This is a genomic window from Paraburkholderia polaris (genome assembly GCF_012927345.1).
Taxonomy (GTDB): Bacteria; Pseudomonadota; Gammaproteobacteria; order Burkholderiales; family Burkholderiaceae; genus Paraburkholderia; species Paraburkholderia polaris.
The window spans coordinates 154,191-171,694 of record NZ_JABBGJ010000007.1 but is presented as its reverse complement, the minus strand read 5'-3'; the positions used below and the strand labels follow the sequence as shown (position 1 = coordinate 171,694).

Below are 17,504 nucleotides of genomic sequence, written 5' to 3'. Positions count from 1 at the left end.
CCGTGGAACGCGCATTGCTGGTTATTGCTTACAGCAATCAACTGGAGAGCCACCGTGGCAAACATGGCAAATCTGCCGAACGAGCACGAAAACAAGCCGGATGAAGATCCGGGCAGCCCGCCCACCGAGGTGTCCAAGCCCATCGGCGATGCCGTTCCCACGCCGGTCGAACCGGGTCTCGATCAGCCCCTGCCGAAAAAGGGCGAAACGCTACCACCCGAACGCAAAGCCGACGATGAACCGCTGGGCGAAACCGATACGCCGCCAGGCGTACCACCGCCCGGGCCGTCAGACTTTGCATAGCGACCACCGCCTTTGCATAGCGACCACCGCCGCTGTCATGGCGGTGTCAGAATTGCGGCAGCCGCGCGTTTTCGCGCCCTCGTGGCGCAAAGCGGATCAAGCGGCAGCCTGCTCGTGAACGATCTTCAGCGCGCTCTTGTGCTCCTTGATCAGCCGGTAGACGGTTTCGCCAGGGACGGTCTCCCGCTCGAGCAGTTCGTCGGCAATGGCGCGCAGCACGGGCTCATAGGCGTGCAGCAGCCCATAGCACAACTCGTTCAACTCCTTGAGCAGCACGTTGGCGTGTTCGATGGCGCTCTTCATTTGCAGGCCCGCGTACTGCGACGGCAGCGCCGCGAGGCTGAACAGATCGCCGTCACGGTTGAAGCCGAACTTCGACACCATGTCGAGGCTGATACGCGATGCTTCCTGCAAATCCGATGCAGCGCCGCTCGACGCTTCGGAGAACGAGAGAATTTCCGCGTTGCGCCCGCCGAGCAAGACCTGAATTTCGTTGCGGATTTCAGTTTCGCGGTACAGGTGTTTGTCTTGCGCCTTCGTGATGAGCGCGACACCCAATGCACCGCCACGCGGCAAGATCGTGACCTCTTCCAGCACGCCGGTGCCGAGCAGCGCGGCAACGAGACCGTGCCCCGCTTCGTGCACCGCGATACGCGTGCGTTCGTCCTCGCTCAGTGCCCGTTCGGCGCCGCTCACGTCGCCGATGCGCGCAATCTTGATCGCCTCCATGAAATGCTTCGACGCGATCTCCGTCTCGCCGGCTTTGCGCGCGACCAGTCCCGCCTGATTCACGACCATCGCAACCGTTGCCGGAGAAAGGCCCGTGGTCAGGCGAGCGAGCTGGTCGTAGTCAATGTCGGCAGCCTTCGACTTCAGCTTGTCCGCATAGAAGCGGAAAATTTTCGCGCGGTCTTCGCGGTCGGGCAAACGGACCTGCACCGTGCGATCGAACCGGCCCGGCCGGCGCAACGCCTCGTCCAGATTGTCGGGATGATTGGTCGCCGCGACGATGATGACGCCTTCGTTGGAAGCAAAGCCATCCATTTCCGCCAGCAACTGGTTGATGATGCGGTTGCTCTCGGCTTCGACAGGACCGCCGCCGGTATCCGTACGCTTGGCGAGGCCGTCGGCTTCGTCGATGAAAATGACTGTGGGGGCATTCTTGCGCGCGAGTTCGAACAGGTGTTTGACTTTCTGGATGCCGACGCCGTAGTACTTCGCACTGAAATAGCTGCCCGTGATCGAAATGAAGCTCGCGCCACATTCGCCGGCAAGCGCCTGGGCAAGCCGCGTCTTGCCGACGCCTGGGCCGCCGACCATCAGAATGCCGCAGGGTGCGCGCACGCCCATCGACGTGAATTGCTTCGGATCGGACAGATAGCCGCGGATGTCCGCAAGCGCCGCCTTCGCTTCACCCGCGCCGATCACGTCGTCGAAACGCAGCGTGGGCGCCTTGCCGAGAAGCGACGCGCCGCCTCTCATCTCGCGGCGCATGAACCACACCATGCCGCCGATCAACAACAGCGGCAACAGCAGGCTGATCGCGTCGCGCATCTGGCCGACTAGCGGAACCCAGCGCGACGCGCCTGTCCGGATGTCGGCGTCGGGCAGCCATACGAGCTGATAGGACGCGGCCTGATCGGCTTTGGGTTCGCCTAGCAGCAGCGCGTGCGAAAAGGTCGCGTTATGGTCGGTGACGAAGTATTTCGCGCCGTCTCGCGTCGACACCAGAATCGCGTTGGGGCTCACGCCGATCGCGGCCACGTTGGTGTCCTGAATGTCACGCAACATTTGCGACGCGTCTTTCTCTTCGCGCGTCCACGCCGAGGGATCGTGACGCATCTGGCTCGCGATGCCGGTAAGCGCCAGGTTTGCCTGGCCCTCGCGCTGCTGGTAAAACCAGGCGCTCAACGCGAGCAACACCGCGATGAGCACAGCACCGGCTCCAATGGCGATCTTGCGTACGCGTTTTTTTCCAAGCAAGTTCTTTCCCGGCTTCATGAGTCACTTCCAAAAACAGGCCAAGGCAGGCCCTAAATACTGGTCAAAATCAGGTGGTAGAGGCTGGCGGGAGGGAATCGGCTGACGCGACACCATGCATGTGCGGAAAGAAGGACACCCAACCATTCGTCCCTTTTAGCAGCTCACACCGGCCAGTATGCCGGGTGGCCACTCTTTCCATCTTGCAGAACAGGCCTAGTTCTACCGTCTATCCGGCGATTTATATCGTCGAATTTGGGGGAGCGATCGGCGCCTTGAAAGCGATGCTCCGCTGCTCCGGCGCACAGTTTATCAGCGCTGTATTCACTGCGTATTCTGAATACGTGAAAGTGCCCGCGCCCTATTAAAAAGCGGTCAGAATTGCCGCAAATCGCGCGAATAATCGTGGAATATTGGAGACGCCCATCCAGACAGGCTGGCGGTTATAAGCGGGCGGAAGCGGACATAATGCGTGACGCAGGTGGTCAGCCGAGCGAGCGCCCGGCGAGAACGACACTTTCGTGGCAATCCCTGCCGGTCGCTCGGCCAAGTCCAGAAGTGATACAGCAACACCCCAAACGTCCGATGGGCAAGGCGCCCAACGGTTTTGCAGCTGAGCGGCGGGCCTCTGTGGGCCCGTCCGCATCAATGCCGCACTCTCAGGTTCTTCTTTTTATTGCCGGTACCTTGTGGCACCGGTCTGCTCTCCCGCCACTACCCCCGTCCCTCGCAACCCTTCCCTTCGACAGATTCAGACTCAGGCAGCGGTACGCCGCGCCGGCTTCATCTGCGCTTCACTCCCGAGTTGGTCGAGAAGCTTGATAACGCGTTTGCGTTGGCTGGCAATCAACTCGTGAGTCTCTTCCAGCACGCGAATGCGTTTTTCCCAATACTCATGGTCTAGCGGGACCAGCACGCTCACCGCGTCCCCACGCGTCAAGTGCTGAACCATGCTCTCAAGATGCTCCAACTGGCTATCCACCAGATTGGCCGGACGCCGCCCGCCACGCTGGGCGATCGGTTGCTTGTTCGTGCCGCTCATCTTTCGCTACCCCGTAAATTGGCCGCGGGCGAAGCCTGCGCCTCGCACCGATTGCGCCGCGAATGCCGAACGGCGCTCCTTCTGCGCGCAGTTGCGCTTTCCGGAGCGGGGCTTGTTATAAACGGATTTATTGCGCCGTCGATGAAAGCGATCTGCATCTAATCATCGGACGATACCGCAGGTTTTTTGATAGGCTTTACCATACGTCTCAGTTCTGGACGACGGCGTGTTAAATAGTTGGTTACCATCGCTACTCCACCAGAACCGCATCCCCCGTTCGCAGCAACCGATCCATGAACCAGCGCACCTTGCCGCCACACCTGGCCGCTGCAGCCGCAGCCGAATCGCGCTCCGCCATTTCCACGAGCCGCTTCAGCACGCATGCGCTCGCAGCCGAGGAACAATTTCTAGCCTGGCGCCAGCGCGTGGGCCATGTGGTCGACGTGCCGCCGTCGAAGGAGCAGATCGCCCGGGGATTTCGCGGTGAAATTGATCTATATGCAGTCGGCGGAATCGTGTTTACGGACTGCAGCACCGACTCCATGCTGCTGGAACGGTCGGTCGCGCGCGTCTCCACAGATTCGCGGCGCGATTACGCGTTTCAACTGTTCGTGGAAGGCGAAATCGGCCATGTGACGGGCATGCGCAAGAAACGCAGCGCGCCGGCCTCGGTGCAGGGTATTGTCGCGCTCGACCTGAACCAGCCGTTTCGGGCCGAGCGGCCCGAATGCCGGCTTCTGAGCCTGTTCATACCGTCCGCGATCGTGGACGAGGAACTGCGCGATGGTGCGGCGATTCACGGTCGGATTGTCCAGCAGGGTTCGCCGCTGACCGGGCTCGTGCTGGACCACCTGGCGGCGGTCGCCCGGGAAATCCCAACGCTCGACCCGGCCGCCGCGGCGGAGGCACTACATGCAGGCGCCCAACTGATGGTCGCCGCCTTCCGCAAGGAGGCGCGTCTGACCGGCGCAAGCCGGGCGGCGGTGCAGGCCGCCGTGATGGGACAGGTGCGGCGCTATGTCGAAGCCAACCTGCACGAGGGCGACCTCACGCCAACCCGTGTGGTTCAGGCGTTACAACTGAAACGCGCCACTATCTATCGCTGGTTCGAGCACGAGGGCGGCCTCGGCGCCTACATCCGCAATCGCCGGTTGCGCGAAGCAGCGGACGAACTAGTCCGTTTCCCGCATCTTCAGGTAACGGAAATCGCCTACGGACTCGGTTTCCAGAGCGCGTCCGATTTCACCCGCGCATTTCGCCGCGCCTTCGACATGAGCCCGCAGGATATGCGGGCGCGCGCGCTGGACCTGCAGTACGGCAACGCGAAGGAGCTCACGCCGGCGGCTGCGGCGCGCAGGCAAGGCACGCATCCGGCGACTTTGCCTCGGGAAATGCCCTCAGCCCGATCAGCGTGAGCAGGGTCGCGGCCATCAGATACCACGCGGGGACCATCGGATCGCCGGTCCGGTTGATCAGCCACGTCACGAGGAACGGCGAAAATCCGCCAACCAGCACAACGCCGAAGCTGTAGATCACCGAAAGTCCGGCCGCGCGCCGATGCAGCGGAAACGCTTCCATCATCAGCACAGAACTCGGGCCGGCATTGTTGACCGCAAGCGCCACATACGCCGTGATGATGGCGAGCGCGGCGACGTCGCCCACGCCGTGGGTCAGCGCCCAGAATGCCGGCCACGCGGCCGACAGCGAGGCCACGAGTGCCGCGTATTGCAGCGTCTTGCGGCTCGCGCAGCGATCGGCCGCGCGCGCCACGAGCGGCGTCACCACGAGAATCACAAGGCCGGACAGGCAGGCCGTCAGGAGGCTGATTGCTGCCGGCCGATGCAGCGTACGAACCAGATAGGCCGGCATGTAGAAGACGGTGAGGTAGATGCCCACCGAAGGCGCCGCCATCATCAGAAGGCCGCAAACCAAGGGACGCGGGTACTCCGTGAACATGCGCCTCGGGCTGAGCCGCGCACGCTGCAGCGGCGCGGCCGCCGGCATCCGGCGACGCAAATACCAGCCGACCGGTCCGATCAGGCCGCCCAGCACGAACGGAATGCGCCATCCCCAGCTATGCATTGCAGCGGGCGACAGCAGCGCCGTCGTGCTCGCCCCGACCAGCGCGGCGGCGAAAGCGGCCGCCCCCTGGCTCGCGCCGCGCCAGCTCACCATGAAACACCGGTGCCGGTAGGCGACCGACTCCATCAGCGAAGCCGACGCCGGCCCGATCTCCCCGCCTGCCGCGAGCCCCTGGATCAGGCGCGCGAGCACCATCAACACCGTCGCGGCAGGACCGATCGACGCATAACCCGGCAGGCACGCGATCAGCCATGTGCCAAGGGTCATGAGGGTCAGTGATGCGGTGAGGCCGGCTTTGCGGCCACGGCTGTCGGCGATGTGGCCGATCATGATCGCGCCGAGCGGGCGCATCACGAAGCCCGCGCCGAAGGTGGCAAGCGAGCGCAGCAACGACGACGCGGGATTGCTCGATGGAAAGAACAGATTACCGATGACGACCGCGGAAAAGCTGTAGACCGTGAAGTCGTACGCCACGAAGCCGTTACCGATAACAATTGCGGTGACGATACGCCTGAGTTCGGCGCGGGACGGTTGGCCCGCTTTGCGGGCAGCAGTTTGCATGGATTGCAATCGACGGGGCAGCGTCGAGGTATTCAGGAGATTGGCGGAACGGCGGTGAAGCGCTTTACTTAACGGCGCAAAAGGACGCGATTTTACACCGCCCACGCTGATGTTCGCGCGTACGTGACCGACGGGTGGCGTAATTGTCAGACGCGGGGAAAGCATCTGAGCGCGCTGCTACACTTGCACACCGCCAACTTCCCGAAGAATCCTCGCCGCCTGGCATCGTGCTGATCGCCATCTGTGTGGGCGTCGCGCGGCACATTCTTCGGCTGACACCCTCCGCACTCCATGCTTCGATTCGAGAACCTCAGCAAGCGCTATAGCGAACGCATCATCTTTCAAGGACTGCATTTCGGCACGGCTACAGGATGCGTGGCGCTCAACGATGAATCAGGCAGTGGCAAGTCGACGTTGCTTGGCATCCTCGCCGGCACGATCGGGCCCGACGCCGGCGAGGTATGGCTCGGCGGCCATTCGCTGCGCACCGCGCCGCATGAGGCGAAATCCGTGCTCACGTATGTGCCCGAAGACTGCATGACGTATCCGGACCAGACCGGTCGCGAGTATCTGGATCGGGTGGCGTCGGAAAGAAAGACAGCCGTCGACAGCCACACGCGCGATCTTGCCAATCGCTTCGGCCTCGAACCGCATCTCGACAAGCGCTTCGAGCAGATGTCGTTTGGCACACGCAAGAAATTCTTCCTGACCGGGGCCGTACTCGGCGAGACGAAAGTCGTGATCGCGGATGAACCGGTCGGCGGCCTCGACGCCTCGGCACGCGGGGTTCTGGTCGATCTGTTTAAAACGCTGGCCGACACCCGCACGGTCTTTTTCTCGAGCTACGACACGGCTTTTACACAAGCATGCGAGGCGAGAACCATCGGTTTCGCGGACCTGGGTATGCGCGGCTAGGCGGTCTCTGCGCGCCGGCGAGTCAACACGCCGTGTCTCCAGGCCTCACTGATAGCTCATCGTGAAGGTGGCGAGCCCCTTCACCGTACCCGGGCCTACCGTGCCGGTTGAAATGTACTGCGCGGTCAACGGGATGCGGGTTGTGCTCGCCGATGCACCGACCAGCCACTGATTCGGATTGCCGGCTACCGCCGAATCCGGCCCGTAGCTCACCACCGTGCCACCGCTATTGAGCAGGCGTAATGCGACACCCGTTGCGGTCGATCCGCTCGCAAGCGTCAAATTGCCGGTCGTGTTGCCAGGCGTGGTCGCGTCGGTCAGCGTCACGTACACATTCGCGCCGGCCTGGCACGATAGTCCGATGCTGAGGTTCGTGTTGCCGACTGTCGTGCCGACGGGGCTCAATGCGCTGGCGTTGACGGTAGGCAGCGCGACGCTAACCGACGGCGTCGTCACCGTGCATGTGGTCGCCACGATCGAGGTGTTGTTGACCGAGATCGTCACGAGAGCCGGCGACGTTATGTTCGCCGGAACGTTGTGGCTGACCAGCGTGAGTAGCTGCGGAATGTTCACCGCGCCACCCGTCGTCACTTGTGCGGCCGTTTTGACCAGTTGGTAGCTGAACGTGAAGCTGCCTTGGAACGCAGCCGTGGTCGTGATCGGTGTGCCGAAATCGCCCCACTTGCCAACTGGCAGCGTGGACAAAGTCGTGTTGCCGTAGGTCACGTCCACGACCTTGATGCCGATGCCCGCGATGCCGGTATTCCACACGCCCGCTACCGCGCTGCTCGTCAGTTGCGGATAGTACTGGATATACCAACCATTGTTGTATGGCGGCACCGTACCGGGATTTGACGGGCAATTAACAGAAACGGTCGAAGACTGCACCGGCCCGATTGCCGTGCCAACTGGCGTGTCGCGCGGTACGGTGAGCGTGCCGAAACTGATCGCCGCCGAACCGGTAATCGTGCATTGCAGCGCCGCGTGAGCGGGCGCGCTGGCGACCAGTCCGGCGCAACCTGCAGCGTATAGCATCAGGATGCCGAAGCATTTTCGTACGGCTCTGAACGAGAGAGACATCTTCATTGCGCATTTCCTCCAGCGGACGAACCCGCCGCTGCCTGGTTCGCCACGCCGGCTATCGCGCCGCACACGGCATCGATATGCGCATACGCGCCGTGCGCATACGCGCCGCGGTCTTCGCCCTTGGGCGGCAAGTGGTAGCCGAAGGCACACTGTTCATCCGCGGCATCGCCCCACTTCACGGTGAGCGCGCCCTCATCGGCCACGCCGCGCACGAAGATCCGGCTGTTCTGGCCGATCGCGCCGACGCTCTGCCCCTTCGCGTCGTATACCGTCGCACCGAATGGCAACGCTGCGCCGTTCGGCAAGCGAGCCGCGATCACCGCCGCCCTGCCGGTCACCGTGCCGAAGTGAATCATCACCACCGAATTGGCACGCGGCGCCACCTGCTGGCTGGTCGACTTGAATTCGACGTCGAGCGGGATCCCCTTCGGATCGATCTCGACCGTGTTCAGGCTATACGGCGTCAGATACGGAATCACCGCGTAGCCGAAGTTGTCGATGCGCACGCCGGACGAATTGGTGATGCGGGCACCCTTCGCGTCTTTCGCCTCCACCACACCGATCGTGTCGCCCAGATCGTTGGCAAAGGTCACGCCACCCGGATGCGCCACGATCGCGCCGGTCACGCCCGCCGACACTTGCGAGTAGCCGGAGCCGCCGCTTGCGCTCGCTGCAAGCGTTGCGTACGGACTGCGGTACTGGCCGTTCACGCCGCCGGCACTCGAGCCCGGCGCATGGTTCGCCGTCACGCCATAGGTGAATTCGTTGTCCACACCGGCCGAGCCGTTCAGCATCGCCTGCTCGGACGAACCACTCTGACTGTTGTGCGTGAAGCTGGTCGACAGGGTCGGCGCATGGTGGCCGGTGCCGAGGGGAATCGAGACGCTCGCGAAGAGCTGGTTATTCATCTGCCCGGTCAGCCCGTCGCGCTGCCTCGACAGCGACACGTTGTAGCTAAAGTTGGTGCCGACTGCGCGCAACACGTTGTTGTAACCGATCTGGAATTGCGTGGTGGTGCCGCCGCGGTTCCAGTAATCGAGCGTCGAACCGACTACATAGGCATTGCCCCAGCCATTGCCGAAACTCTGGTTCATCGTCAGTTGGACCTGATTGCGCTGACGGTCGACCGCGCTCGGGTCCTGTCCCGCGGCAACCGCGCTGCGCGCCAGCATGGCGTCGCGCAACGCCCAGAAACCACTCGACGAATAACGATAAGCAGCCACGGTGAAGTTCGTGTTGGTGGCCGGCACCAGCTTGCTGTAACTGATTCGCACGCTCTGACCGGTGGTGTTGGTCACGCCGCGAATGTTGGCGCGCGCCTCGGTCACGTCTAACCCGACCGCGCCCAACGGCGTGTTGACCGCCGCGCCGAGCAGCCCTGCGAGATAGCCCTCTGCAACAATCGTCCCCGCGTAACCGGTGATGACGTTGTTGAAACCGTGCTGCACGGTCCCCTGAAGCAGGTTGTCGTGTTGATTGACCTGCGCATCGCGAAGCTGGCCAGCGGCGACATTGAAGCGCGTAATGCCCGGACGCAGCAACTGCGCGACCGACGCATAGGGCACCGAGAAACTATGCTGACTGCCGTCGGCCTCCGTGACTGTGACGAGCAGATTGCCGCCGTAGCCGGTGGCGTACAGATCGTTGATCTCGAATGCACCCGGCGCGACCGTCGTCTCGTACAGCTTGTTGCCGTTCTGCGTGACGCTCACGCGCGCATTGGTCATCGCCACGCCACGAATCAGCGGTGCATAGCCGCGCAGCGAGTCGGGCAACATGCGGTCGTCGCTCGCCAATTCCACGCCGCGAATACCGATGCTGTCGAAAACGGCGCCATCGGTAAAGGCATCGCCGAGCGTCAACTGGCTGCGAATCGACGGCAGATCGTGCTGCACGTAGGTCGCGATATTCTGATACGTGCGCGGTCCGTTCGATTGCCACGTCAGCGCGGAATTCTGCCGGAAGTGCCAACTGCCAATATTGACGCCGCTATTCAGGCCGAGATAGGTTTGCGTGTTCGACGACCCCGACGCCCCCGCCGCCCCCGCCGCCCCCGAGCCGGTCACGCGAAACGAATTCAGGTTGTAGCCCAAGGTGGCCGAGGTCACACCTTCGTCCCAGAATTCCGGGCTCACGTAGCCCTGCGGATTGCGCAGCAGCGCTGCCTGCGGGATGCTCAGATCGAGCCGTAGATCGGACAGATCGAAGGATTGCGACGCACCGTCGACGAGATCGGCGAGGTTCGCGCATTCACCCGCCTGGGCTTTCGCGAGTTCGCCGCGGCCCTTGTCCGACAATGCCGAAAAGTCCAGACCGAGTCGCTCGATCAGCGCCTTGCTGAAACACGGCACGGCGTTCGCAACGCCTTCCGGTGCCACGAAACGTAGTGCGTCGTGACCAATCCAGTTTCCGTTCACGTAGAGATCGACGGTGTACTCGCCGGGCTGCACCGGATTGCCACGCTCGAAACGCGACACGTCGACACTTTGGCCTTTCGGTTTCATCAGAAACTCGCTGTTGAACTGCACGTCGGCAAGCATCGTCGAGTCGGCGAACGCCGGGGCCGTGCCCCAGGCGGCCAGCGCGCCGAGCATCAGAGCATGGCTGCGCCTGAGCGCGAACCAGTTTCCGGCTCGCGGCCGTGAAGAGTGTTCCCGGATGAGCATGGTTACTTGCGGGTCTCGTCGCGCAGCGTTTTGCCGTTGACGCCGGCGCCGTAGTCGTTAATGAAGGTGTAGTCGACCTGCGCCGGCACGGCGGCGAGCGGCGCGACGTTGCCGACGTCGAAGTCCGCGCTCGCGCCCGGGTCGACCATGCCGCCCTTGTCGCTGGTCCAACTCGTTGTGCTCTCGGTCGCGACGATCTTGCTGAACGTCACGTGATAAGGCGTCGGATTGGTCGCCTCGAGTGCGTAGGCGCCGTTGTCTTTGCGCACGAATTTCCAGCTGACTTTCGCCGCCGCTTCGTCCGCACTACCCGGCAGCCCCGCCGGGCGAAAGAACAGCTTGATGCGCGAACGGAACGCCAGTTGCAGCGAATTCGGATCGTCCGCTGCAGCGCTGGCGGCCGCGCGCGGCGGCACTTCAAGCACGTTGAGCCAGAACAACGACTCCTTGTCTTGCGGCAAGGGCTCCTGCGTGTAGATCAGGCGCAGGCTCTGTCCTTTCTTCGGATCGAGGCGAAAAAGCGGCGGCGACAAGGTGAACGGCACCTTCGATTCGTCCGGCATCGCATTCGGATTGCCCGTGTCGAGCCACACCTGCACCAGTGCCGGTGCGTCACCTTCGTTACTGAGCTTGACGGTCACTTCACGCTCTTTTGCCTGATAGATCACGCGCGTGCCGCTGATCACGACACCCGCATACGCGCTGCTCACCCACCATGACAATGCGAAAATCGTCATCGCCCTTGATAATTTATTTCGCATTGCCATTTCGTTATCCTGATTACGTGGCGAACTCGCAGTTCGCTCTGATCTCCTTGGTGGCCGGCGCCTCTGCCGGGCGCCGGCCACCACCCCGTAGCGTCTGATTTTTACTGGTAGACGATCGAGTACATGACGGTCGTATTGACGGTACCTGCCGTCGACGCGCCGTTCGTCGCCACGTATTGCGCGAAGTACTTGAGCGTGGCCGCACCGCTCGCCAGCGCGACGGCCTTCGAGTTCTGAGAAGCCTGAGCGGCACCCAGCGTGATGACGCTGCTATCGCCATTGAGCAGGCCGATTTCGACGTTGGTTGCCGTGCCCGTGGCGTTGATCAGTTGCCCCGTGGTCGTATCGACCGTGGCGCCCGGTTCGAAATAGGTCGATACGTTGCCCGAGTTCGGCGTGCAGTTCGACAGTGCGATGTTGAACGGTGTGCGGCCTGCGGTCGTGCCGGCAGTGGCGAGCGCCGAGGTCGAGACGGTCGGCAGCGTGACGGTAAAGTTCTTGCCGCCGCCGTTACCGCTGATCGTGCAGGTCTGGCTGGTGATCTGACCGGTGAAGGTGATGGTGCCGTCCGCCGCCTGCGAGACGGCCGGCATGGCGGCGGCAGCAGCAATAGCCGTAGCGAGAACGCCTGAGCGCGTGAATTTCATGATTATCCCGATTGGTAAGTAATGCGTCGTATTGAAAGACTGTGTGTGGCGGGTTCAGCGATGGCGTTGCGCTCAAACCGACCGCGCCGGGGGCAATTATCGGGACGACAGCAAAAATGGACAGTTAAGCAATGTCAGGCGGGACGTGAGAAGTTTTAAACGCTGTTAAATCAGACGTTTTTTGAAGCAGAAACTACTTAGGCGGACACTGCCCGCTGGAAAAAGTGCGTCTACGCTGCGTTTTTACTCATACGAATACGAAAGAACCGGGGAATATCTACCGACGCAGGATCGACCAAGCCGATTTTTCTGAAATGAGCTTCTTGTTGTCCGTTACAGGCCTGTCAAATCGACTTAACTAAAGCTCGTTGTCTTCGTTCCTCAGCAGTGATCACGCTCAGACTGCCTTGACGCATTCAATTGACGCGCAGGCATCTCTGACGACATCGATTCGCGGAGTCCGAAATGAAACGCGCGTTTCTAATGCTTGCGCCCGTCGGCGGGATCATGGTTGGAAGCGCTCACGCGGCATGGACGCAATGCGCGGTCGAGAACGCGTTCTGCTCTTTCACCGGGACGAAGTCGGTGCTTTATGGCGCAAGCACGACCTCAAAGAATGTGACGAAGGTTTTCACAAACGGTACGAGTTGCAGCAACGCCGCTTTTGGGACCGACCCGGCGCGCGGCGCTTCTAAGTACTGCTGGATTCAAAAGACGTCCACGCCTACGCCTACGCCAACACCTGCGCCTGCACCGACGCCTGCACCGACGCCAACACCAACACCAACACCAACACCAACACCAACACCAACACCAACACCAACACCAACGCCAACACCAACGCCAACACCAACACCAACACCAACACCCACACCAACCGCCATCGCCTGCGCAGCCCCGACCACAACATCCGGAGGCGCCGCGCAAGGCCTGATCGTCTCCGACACGCCGAGCAGCGACGGCACACGCCTCTTCAATCGAGGCAGCAACTTTCAGGTGTCGTTCGTCACCACGGCGAAATCAGCGGACACAGTCGTCTGGTCGATGCAGGATCAACTGGGCAACATCAAGGGCAGCGGCTCATTCGCCGTGCCGAGCGGGACGCGGACCAGCACTCTGTCGTGCCAGAGTACCGCGGCGGGTTACTTCGCCATCACGGCGACGCTGTCGCACGCGGGTGGCACGCTGCCCCAATCGGGCACACGTCCGAGCGGTATCGCCACCTTCGGCATCTTGCCGAACCTGTCCGGCACGATACCGGCGGTCAGCTACGCGCACCAGGAACAGCACCGCTTCGGCATGCAGGGTTTCAACGACAACGGCCCGATGCTCACAGCGCTTGGCATCTCCCAAACGATCGATGATCGGGAGCTGTCCGCCATGGAGCCCAATGCAGCGAATACGTGGACGCCGGCCTTATCAGATCTCGATCCGTTCTACACGAACGGCAAGATCATGCGCCTCATCAGGCTGGACGGCATTCCCGCGTGGGCCAGTCCGACGGGCGCGTTTCAGGACGACACCAACGCACCGACGAATGAAACCTACTACCAGAACTACATGGCGCGCGTGGGCACCGATAGCGCTGCGATCCGGCAGCAGTATTTTCCCAATCAGCAAAACAGCTACTACCAGGTGACGTGGGAGCCTCAATGGGTCGATTCGACTGCCAATTTCGTCGCGATGTACGCGGCCGTCTATGCGGGCCTCCATTCGACTGATTCGAACGCGGTCGTGATGGGCACGTCCAATGTCTTTCCCGCAAACTGCTCGGCGCAATGTACGCAAGGATATCTCGCCACCTACGCACCGCTGGGTCTCGGCAAATATATCGACGGTGTAACGACACACGGCTATTACAACGCCGGCACGTTCGCAGGGCATCCTCCCGAACAATACGACACCGATCCGAATCCCGCGAATGTCGCGAATGCGCTCGATCAGCAGATGAAGTCATTGCGTTCGGAAATGCAGACGGTCAAGCCGAACATGCGTCTGTGGGTGACTGAGCTCGGCATCACCTACGACGCCGGCGCCGCTTATGGGGCGAACTATCCGCCGGCGAACCAGCTATACGGGCAGGCCGCCGTCGCATTGCGCGCGCATTTGATCATGCTCGGCGAAGGCGCACAGGTCACCTACTTCTTCTACGGCTCGGACTATCCAGCGGACGTGGGCATCGGTACGTTCTTCGATCTCAGCGATCCGCAGGGGCAATATGGCGCGACGAATCTGAGCCCCAAACCGGAAGCGCTTGCGTTCGCCGCGCTGACGCGCGTCATAGACGGCACACAAACGCTCGGGCGCCTCAACGGGCTTCCGTCGATGGTCTATGGCTACGCGTTCCAGCAACTGAACTCGGGGGCGGTGATCGCGGCGCTGTGGACACACAACAATTCGTACTGGCCAACGTCATCGGGTACATACAGCTCGACCTATAGCACCAGCTACGCATTGACCGTGAACTCGACCGGCACGAGCGGCAACGTAAGCGTCATCGACATGATGGGCAATGTCAGCTCGGTGGCCTACACAAACGGCGTCGTGAATCTCACGCTGACCGAGTCGCCGATTTACGTTGTGCTGGCTAACGCGAATGCGATACAGGGCAAGTACACAGCACCCGTGGGCTATACAGGTCAATAGTCATGCTTTGGTGAGGTCACGCTGCTGTATTCAGCATGCCGCCTCGTTCACAGCGAGCGGGATGCTGAACAGCGGCTCAACGCCCTCAATGCAGCCCGTCAAGCCACGACGCAAATTTTCTTATAGGTCTTCCGATCTTCCTTTCGATATCCTGACCACATTTATTCCCGGGTTTAGTCCACTGGCACATCACGCAAAACTGCCCTACATTTTTGTTGTCGGTTGCCGACGATCGCAGCAGCGGTCGCTACTTGTCATTCTCCTTACGCCCGGGCCACTGAGGCGCAAACCCTTCAACCCGTAGAAACATCAGTCACGCCGGCACGGCTAACAGGCCTGGAGGGGACATGACCGTCTTCGCTAATTTTTGGCGTTTGATTGTCGGTAAGCCGCTGGATCCGCTCGACCCCCGGACTCGCCACGCGATCGCAGTCACGCCGCTGCTGGCCTGGGTAGGCCTCGGAGCCGACGGGTTGTCATCGTCATGCTACGGGCCGGAAGAAGCCTTCCTGGCGCTCGGCCAGCACACCTCACTTGCCGTGTTTCTCGCACTGGCTACCGCGGCGACAGTCTTCATCATCGCGCTCGGGTATAACCAGGTTATCCAGTTGTTTCCCACCGGTGGCGGCGGCTATCGCGTAGCGACGGCACTATTGGGCCCGCACCCAGGGCTGGTTTCAGGCGCGGCGCTGCTGGTCGACTACGTGCTGACCATCGCCACGTCGCTCGCAAGCGGCGTCGATGCATTCTTCAGCTTGCTGCCGGTGAGCGCGCAGGCGTTCAAACTCGCCACCGAACTCACGCTCATCGTCTTGATGACAGGCCTCAACTTTCGCGGCATGCGCGAGTCGATCATGGTGTTGCTGCCGATCTTCCTCGGCTTCGTGGTGCTGCATCTCGGTCTCATCGTGTACGGCGTGGCAGTGCACGGCGATCATCTGGCGGCCGTCGTGCCGGGCGCCATCGGCGACGCACGCGATATGTCGCACGCTGTTGGACCGCTGGTGGTGGCCGCATTGCTCATGCGAGCGTTCTCGCTAGGCGGGGGCACCTATACCGGTCTGGAAGCCGTGTCGAACAACGTCAACATGCTGGCCGAGCCGCGCGTGCCGAACGGCAGGACGACGATGTTCTATATGTCCACGTCGCTGGCATTCACGGCCGGCGGCATCATCCTGCTGTACATGTTGTGGCATGCCCAGGCGGTGGAAGGTCAGACGCTCAATGCGGTGGTATTCGGCAGCATCATCGATCATCTTGGGCTGGGCTCGGCGTTCGCACGGCATGCGCTGCTTGCAGCGGTGCTGGCCTTCGAAGCCGGTTTGCTGCTGGTCGGCGCACAGACCGGCTTTCTGGACGGGCCGGCCGTGCTGTCGAACATGGCGTCCGATTCGTGGGTGCCGCGCCATTTCCGCGATCTGTCAGCGCGTCTCGTCAGACAGAACGGCATCGTCGTGATGGGGCTCGCAAGCCTCGCCATCCTCATCTGGACGCACGGCGACGTGTCGATCCTGGTGGTGCTGTACAGCATCAACGTGTTCCTGACGTTCAGTCTCTCCCTGCTGGGCCTGTGCATTTACTGGTGGCAACATCGCCGTGACGGCGAAAACTGGCTGACGCACTTCGCGCTATCCGCGCTGGGCCTATCGGTCACCAGCACCGTGCTGGTGATTACACTGATCGAAAAATTCACGGCGGGAGGCTGGCTGACGGTGCTGGTGACCGGTGCGGTGGTGGCGCTGTGCTTCGTCATCAAACGGCATTACAACGAAACCCGCGCGCTGATTGCGAAGGAAGATGCCCTCTTTACCGGCGCGCCGCCCGCGGTCGACGACGCGGCTGCGTCGCTCAAACCCGATCCGTCCCAGCCGACCGCTATTCTGCTCGTCGGCAAACACCGCGGGGCCAGCATGCATGCGCTGCTATGGGTGAACCGATTGTTCCCGGACCACTTCAGGAATGTGATATTTCTCGCGGTCGGTGAAGTGGATGCGCAAAGCTATGAAGGTACGGAGCACCTTGAGCGCTTGCGGCAAACGATTTCGGCATCGCTGGAATATTATGTGGCGCACTGCCGCCGGCACGGAATGGCCGCCGAATACCGGATCGCTTTCGGCACCGATCCTGTCGAAGAGTTCATCAAACTGACCGGAATCACCATGGAGGAATTCCCGAACAGCGTCTGCTTCGCCAGCAAACTGATTTTCAAACGGGTGAATATCCTGACCAGATGGCTGCACAATCACACGCCGATGGAAATCCAGACGCGTCTGCACCAGCATGGCAAACAGATGGTGCTGCTGCCGATGAATGTGGGATGAGTCAATGAACCATCGTGACGGGCGTGGGGGTCCGTCTCGACAGGGCAGCGAGCATGGCCAGTCTTCTAAAGAAGCCCATATGGCTCGCGTCGATCACCATGACGTCGGGCTGGGTCGTCGCCGCGTAGGCGGCGATCGCTTTCGTGGGATGCCCGAAAACCCGCTTCCATTGGTACGGCACGCCGGCTTCTTCGAGAATGGTGCGAGCATCGATCAGCGCCTTTAGCATGGCTTGTTTTTCCATTCGCACCAGTGCGCTTCGGGTGTGGAAGGCTGCCGCGCGCCCCTGATCGACAGGCTCGAGTACTTCCAGCAATTCGACTTGGGTTACGCCGCGTTCCAGAAACAGGAACGCCGCATAGCGCGCAGCTTCTATCGCGCCGCCGTGGTCGAGAACAGGGATCAACATTCGTATCATCGAGAACTCCGGACCGCTATCAGGTACTTTGAGCTTAGCTAAAGCCGCGTTAAAGTCGCGTAAAAATGTC

14 protein-coding genes are annotated in these 17,504 nt (G+C 61.7%); 5 read left to right on the top strand and 9 right to left on the bottom strand.

Features of this window, described 5'->3' with window-relative positions:
- Positions 1–54 precede the first annotated feature (54 nt).
- Complete coding sequence (locus tag HHL24_RS08515; protein WP_329606604.1) at positions 55–303, top strand: hypothetical protein; 249 nt, start codon at positions 55–57, stop codon at positions 301–303.
- Between the two features lie 96 nt (positions 304–399).
- On the opposite strand, the gene HHL24_RS08510 is transcribed toward HHL24_RS08515, so the two are convergent.
- A complete protein-coding gene (locus tag HHL24_RS08510) occupies positions 400–2,304 on the bottom strand; it encodes an AAA family ATPase (protein WP_169485055.1) in 1,905 nt (634 codons plus the stop codon).
- Positions 2,305–3,040: 736 nt separating this feature from the next.
- Positions 3,041–3,325, bottom strand: coding sequence for a hypothetical protein (locus HHL24_RS08505; RefSeq protein WP_169485054.1), 285 nt, complete (start codon positions 3,323–3,325; stop codon positions 3,041–3,043).
- 293 nt (positions 3,326–3,618) lie between these two features.
- Between HHL24_RS08505 and HHL24_RS08500 the strand changes: the two genes are divergently transcribed.
- Positions 3,619–4,740: a helix-turn-helix transcriptional regulator gene (locus HHL24_RS08500; RefSeq protein ID WP_169485053.1), complete on the top strand. Its 1,122-nt coding sequence runs from the start codon at positions 3,619–3,621 to the stop codon at positions 4,738–4,740.
- Here HHL24_RS08500 and HHL24_RS08495 read toward each other — a convergent pair.
- On the bottom strand, positions 4,658–5,968 hold the full coding sequence (locus HHL24_RS08495) for an MFS transporter (protein WP_169485052.1): 1,311 nt from the start codon (positions 5,966–5,968) through the stop codon (positions 4,658–4,660). The two genes, HHL24_RS08500 and HHL24_RS08495, sit on opposite strands and share 83 nt — an antisense overlap.
- A 291-nt stretch (positions 5,969–6,259) precedes the next feature.
- Here HHL24_RS08495 and HHL24_RS08490 point away from each other — a divergent pair, with 291 nt between their 5' ends.
- Positions 6,260–6,883, top strand: a complete 624-nt coding sequence (locus HHL24_RS08490; protein ID WP_169485051.1) for an ATP-binding cassette domain-containing protein — start codon at positions 6,260–6,262, stop codon at positions 6,881–6,883.
- 45 nt (positions 6,884–6,928) lie between these two features.
- On the opposite strand, the gene HHL24_RS08485 is transcribed toward HHL24_RS08490, so the two are convergent.
- From HHL24_RS08485 to HHL24_RS44545, 5 genes are all read right to left on the bottom strand, one after another.
- The gene (locus tag HHL24_RS08485) at positions 6,929–7,969 is read right to left on the bottom strand and encodes a fimbrial protein (protein ID WP_169485050.1); all 1,041 of its coding nucleotides are present in this window, start codon (positions 7,967–7,969) and stop codon (positions 6,929–6,931) included.
- Positions 7,966–10,635 carry a fimbria/pilus outer membrane usher protein gene (locus HHL24_RS08480; protein ID WP_169485049.1) on the bottom strand — a complete coding sequence of 890 codons (2,670 nt, stop codon included), beginning with the start codon at positions 10,633–10,635 and terminating at the stop codon, positions 7,966–7,968. Before HHL24_RS08480 ends, HHL24_RS08485 begins: the two co-directional genes overlap by 4 nt.
- A 2-nt stretch (positions 10,636–10,637) precedes the next feature.
- Positions 10,638–11,396 (bottom strand): fimbrial biogenesis chaperone, encoded by a 759-nt coding sequence (locus tag HHL24_RS08475; protein ID WP_230417382.1) that lies wholly within the window; start codon positions 11,394–11,396, stop codon positions 10,638–10,640.
- 107 nt (positions 11,397–11,503) lie between these two features.
- Positions 11,504–12,049, bottom strand: coding sequence for a fimbrial protein (locus tag HHL24_RS08470; protein ID WP_169485047.1), 546 nt, complete (start codon positions 12,047–12,049; stop codon positions 11,504–11,506).
- 730 nt (positions 12,050–12,779) lie between these two features.
- Positions 12,780–12,914, bottom strand: a complete 135-nt coding sequence (locus HHL24_RS44545) for a hypothetical protein (protein ID WP_268966696.1) — start codon at positions 12,912–12,914, stop codon at positions 12,780–12,782.
- 179 nt (positions 12,915–13,093) lie between these two features.
- On the opposite strand from HHL24_RS44545, the gene HHL24_RS08465 reads away from it, so the two are divergent.
- Positions 13,094–14,695 (top strand): hypothetical protein, encoded by a 1,602-nt coding sequence (locus HHL24_RS08465; protein ID WP_169485128.1) that lies wholly within the window; start codon positions 13,094–13,096, stop codon positions 14,693–14,695.
- A gap of 347 nt (positions 14,696–15,042) precedes the next feature.
- The gene (locus tag HHL24_RS08460) at positions 15,043–17,016 is read left to right on the top strand and encodes an APC family permease (RefSeq protein ID WP_169485046.1); all 1,974 of its coding nucleotides are present in this window, start codon (positions 15,043–15,045) and stop codon (positions 17,014–17,016) included.
- A gap of 1 nt (position 17,017) precedes the next feature.
- Here HHL24_RS08460 and HHL24_RS08455 read toward each other — a convergent pair whose 3' ends face one another.
- On the bottom strand, positions 17,018–17,434 hold the full coding sequence (locus HHL24_RS08455; protein WP_169485045.1) for a universal stress protein: 417 nt from the start codon (positions 17,432–17,434) through the stop codon (positions 17,018–17,020).
- Positions 17,435–17,504: the final 70 nt, after the last annotated feature.